The 4,190-nt window shown below is 42.3% G+C and carries 4 protein-coding genes; all 4 read right to left on the reverse strand.

Annotation, left to right across the window (positions count from 1 at the left end):
- Window positions 1-34: 34 nt before the first annotated feature.
- Genes mobC through ACYPWY_RS15610 form a run of 4 tightly spaced genes read right to left on the reverse strand, consistent with a single transcriptional unit; the run spans window position 35 to window position 4,000 of the window.
- Complete coding sequence (gene mobC / locus ACYPWY_RS15595) at window positions 35-2,041, reverse strand: conjugal transfer protein MobC (protein WP_459686468.1); 2,007 nt, start codon at window positions 2,039-2,041, stop codon at window positions 35-37.
- A 19-nt stretch (window positions 2,042-2,060) separates the two neighbouring features.
- A complete protein-coding gene (mobB, locus tag ACYPWY_RS15600; RefSeq protein WP_459686469.1) occupies window positions 2,061-3,287 on the reverse strand; it encodes a conjugal transfer protein MobB in 1,227 nt (408 codons plus the stop codon).
- Between the two features lie 23 nt (window positions 3,288-3,310).
- Window positions 3,311-3,745 (reverse strand): conjugal transfer protein MobA, encoded by a 435-nt coding sequence (gene mobA, locus ACYPWY_RS15605; protein ID WP_459686470.1) that lies wholly within the window; start codon window positions 3,743-3,745, stop codon window positions 3,311-3,313.
- A gap of 12 nt (window positions 3,746-3,757) precedes the next feature.
- Window positions 3,758-4,000, reverse strand: coding sequence for a hypothetical protein (locus ACYPWY_RS15610; RefSeq protein WP_459686471.1), 243 nt, complete (start codon window positions 3,998-4,000; stop codon window positions 3,758-3,760).
- Window positions 4,001-4,190: the final 190 nt, after the last annotated feature.

The following is a 4,190-nucleotide window of genomic DNA, read 5'->3' on the forward strand; positions in this document are numbered from 1 at the left end:
GTATCTCAAACAAGGGAGGTTTCACTTTTCAATCCTACTCCTTTTTTATCAAATGCTGCAAGTCAGGGTCGGCAGCAATTCGCGACAATTCTTCGGCAACAATCTGTTTCACATCGGCTTTGATTTGGTTGTAGTTGCGTTCAATTTCCGCCTGCATGGTGTCGTTGCCGTCCCCATCGCAGAAATCAAGAATTTCGGGGATTTTTTGGTAGGCTTTTGTTTCGCGGGCAACGGCGGCATTATCCACCACAATTTCGGCGTGGAAAATCTTTTGTTCTATCCGCTCGTCGAAATTGTCGGACACTGCGCCCACAAACATTCCCTGCGTTAAATTACTGATTTTAGAGGCGGGTATCAAACTGTCCAACTGTGTGGAAATGGACGTTGATTTGTCCTGTCGGTTAATCGTCATGGATTGACGTTTTTGCAACACCTTTCCGAAACGCTCGGAAAGATTCTTTGCCGATTCGCCAACTACCTGACCGCTGAAAATATTGCCTACGGTATTCATCACAACGGCTGCTTCCTTGTCGCCGTAGTCGCGTTTTAACTGCGAAAAGTCTTGAAAGCCCAGACAAACGGCAACCTTATTGCTTCGGGCGGTGGCTATCAGGTTATCCAAACCGCGAAAATAAATCGTCGGCAACTCGTCAATAATCACACTGCTTTTTAACTGCCCTTTCTTGTTGATTAACTTGACAATACGACTGTTATACAATCCCAATGCCGCCGAATAAATATTTTGACGGTCGGGGTTGTTGCCTACACAAAGGATTTTCGGCTCATCGGGATTGTTGATGTCTAACGAAAAATCATCGCCGGTCATTACCCAATATAATTGCGGACTTATCATTCTGGACAAGGGGATTTTAGCACTTGCTATCTGCCCTTGGAGCTGGTCTTGCGCACCCCCTTCCCACGCATCCAGAAAGGGACTTAAATAGTTCTCCAACTGCGGATAAGAAGTGAGTATCGGGAAAATATCGACATACTTTTGGTTGAGAAATTCAATGGTGTGGGGAAAGGTGCAATACCTGCCGTTTTGAAAGATTTTGAGATACCAAATTATTGCTGCTAAAAGGATTATCGGACTTTCTACAAAAAAGTCGCCCTGCTTTTGAATCCAAGTTTTGTTCAAATTTAACATTATTGTATAGGCGCTTTCGTATGCGTCCGAAATATCCGTCATAAACGCCGGATTTATCGGGTTGCAACGGTGCGACTTGCGCGGATTGTCGAAATTGATAACATAGAATTTCGGCTTAACCTTGTATTTATCAAGGTTATTCATCAGAGTGTTGTACGCTATCACACTCAAGTCGTCAAACTTAAAATCGTAAATGTACATTGAAAAGCCTTTCTGTATCTGCTGTTTAATGTAATTATTGACTACTGCATAACTCTTGCCCGAACCCGGAGTGCCGAGTACGATAGAGGCGCGGAACGGATTGACAATGTTTATCCATCCCTTGTTCCACTTCTTTTTATAGAAAAATCGTATCGGCAGATTAACCGAATACTCGTTTTCCATCAGCCGCGTTTCCTGCATAAAACTTTCGTTTTCGAGGTTAAAAACATCGTCCATTAAATTATTCTTTAACAGGCGGCTCATCCACAGTCCCGCCATCAGCAAAAGAATGTAGCCGACAGTCAAAGTAAAAATGTAAAATCCGGTGTTGGCGACCAAAGGCAACGGCAAATGCAGTAGCCACCAATTCAGAAAAAAGAAGATAAAGCCGAAACAAAGGCACAGCCATATATTGCGCCACTTAATCTTTTCCTCCTTTACGCCTTTTGTCCCCAAACAGGATAAAGCCAAAAACACAACGGCAAAGATTTTCGTCCAAAGAATGGATGAAAAAAGTCCCGTTGTACGGTTAAAATTCATCAGGATTTTATCGACAACGCCGATATTTACCCCGCACTCCACAATGTATTGGTAACAAAACCAATAGACATTAATCACACAAAATAAAATACTTATGGCTCGCATAAATTCCATCGTTTTTGCAAGACCTCTTAAATCATCTTCCTGTTGCATAATCTTAATTTTTAATAGTTTATAATCTTCTTTGTTTTCTTTTTTTCTTTTTCAAACGGCGGATAAAGTTTTGTTCTTCAATTTCATCGCCCGGAGTTTCGGACGAAAAAAAGTTAAACAAGCCGCCGATGTCTGAACCTTGATTTTCATGATTAAAGGATTCGCTTGATTTTTTGTCGGTATCATTGAAATCCTGTTTCTGAGCGTTAAACAAATCATTGAACACATTTGCCGAAAATTCCTTGCCCAGACGAGAACCGTTGAACACGCACTTTTGCTCGTGGTCTATAAAGGTTGCGCCGTAAATTCTGCCCTGTTCATTTTCTCTAAATATTACGGAAATGCCCTGTTTAGCCAACGCGCCTTCAAAGTCGGCGCGGCGTTTTGAGGTAAGCATCACTGCCGAAATAACTTTTTTGCTGCGTTCTTTCAGGTGTTTACTTTTGATAATTTCCGCCGATTGTTCCATACGCTTTTCCAATGCTTCAATGCCAACGGATTTTCCAAAAAGCGAAGATTTGAACGGATTACCTGTTTTTTCACCCTTTTTATTCAATGCGGAATAAATCAATCCTTTATATTCTTTGCCGCCAATTTCGCCTTTCACTTCCTCTACTCCTATATTATATAAGGTAAGCAGGGCGCGATATTCCTTCAAACTTTGAAAATGGTAGTCCTTAGCAATGGGGCGGATTACATTGGCGATTTGGTGCTTTATGTCGCCGTTTTTGTAATTAACCGGTTTCAGGGACAACAGGGACGATTGGGATTTTTGTTTTTGGTCGGCGGGAATTAGCCCGTATTTCTGTTCGAGGTCGCGGCAAATATCCATCGAACGGCGGCGTTCAAAGTTGCCGTCAATCTTTCGTCCGTTCTCGTCAATGCGCAAAGAAACGATATGAATGTGCCTGCGCTCAATGTCCTCGTGCTTATAGACGATAAAAGGCTGGTCGCCGTAGCCCATTTTTTGCATATAGGTCTGGGCGATTTCCGATAACTGTTCATCGGAAACTTTGTCTTTCGGGTCGGGGTTTATGGACAGGTGAATGACCGGTTTTTCCGTCCGTTTGTTTGCCAGAAGGTAGTTTTCAAAGGACAGCAAACAGGTGGAAATATCAAAATTCCCGTCTTTCGGCTCTATCATTTTATTGGTAAAAATGACTTGCGCATGTTTCTCATCAACCTTGTTCTGGTTGTAGGAAAGTGCGCCGTAGAGGTTATTGCTTGAACTGATTTTTGCTATCATAATATTCAATTACGAATTAAAAATTACAAATTACGATTCAGGTAATTGCGTTCAAACTCTGCTGTCAAGTCCTCGATTTTCTGTTGAAAGGCTACTAATTCTTTTGTTGCCTGCTCCAATTTATAGAGGAAAGCAAGGGCTTTTTTCTCTGTAAAAGTGGATTTGATAGCCTTTACAACCTGATTGTAATTCATGCCGATTGCGCGGAATTGTGCGTGAAATGTTGTCAGTCGCATATAATAATCCATCGCCGCCTTGTCGATTTTGACTACCTTCAATTGCCGTTCAAAAATACAGGCGGTTATGAAATGCGCCCTGTCCTGCAAGCCCGACTGTTCAAAAAGCGTCAGGAAGCGGGCAAAGTCCGCATCGTTCAGATTGATGGCCAAACGGTGGCGGCAGGGGTCGGCTTTCGGCTTGCGCCCAACTTGCTTGGGCTTGTTCTTTTCTGTTGCCATAGCATTATTCAATTACAAATTAAAAATTACGATTAAAAACGCCGACTTCGGAGCGCGTTTTTGCCCCCTGCAAGGGCAAGTGTTTTCAGGCACTGAAAATATTTTGAGGAACTCAAAATACAACTTGCCGTTTGCAGGTGCAAACAAAATTCCGCTATCGCGGAATTGGGCGTCAGCCCTATTGACTTTTATATTAGCCAAACTGACTTTCGCCCTGCCAGTTTTCTCTGCTTTATCTCTTGTTTTTAGTATCATAAAAAACAGTTTTTAGAAATCCGCTGCAAAGTTAGAGGGCTGTTTTCAGAAAATCGGCAGGTTGGGGGTGGCAAACCCCTGCCACTCTCGGTGCAAACCCCTGCCACTTGTTAAAAGGCAGATAAATACACAGTTTTTTCTATATTCCTTTGCAGCCGTAAATCAGTAATTATTAATGGAAATAATGAAA

This window comes from Viscerimonas tarda (genome assembly GCF_054601255.1).

Coding starts and splice junctions, on each gene's coding strand:
- mobA (WP_459686470.1), bottom strand. CDS start 3,745: ATGGCAACAGAAAAGAACAAGCCCAAGCAAGTTGGGCGCAAGCCGAAA.
- mobB (WP_459686469.1), bottom strand. CDS start 3,287: ATGATAGCAAAAATCAGTTCAAGCAATAACCTCTACGGCGCACTTTCC.
- ACYPWY_RS15610 (WP_459686471.1), bottom strand. CDS start 4,000: ATGATACTAAAAACAAGAGATAAAGCAGAGAAAACTGGCAGGGCGAAA.
- mobC (WP_459686468.1), bottom strand. CDS start 2,041: ATGCAACAGGAAGATGATTTAAGAGGTCTTGCAAAAACGATGGAATTT.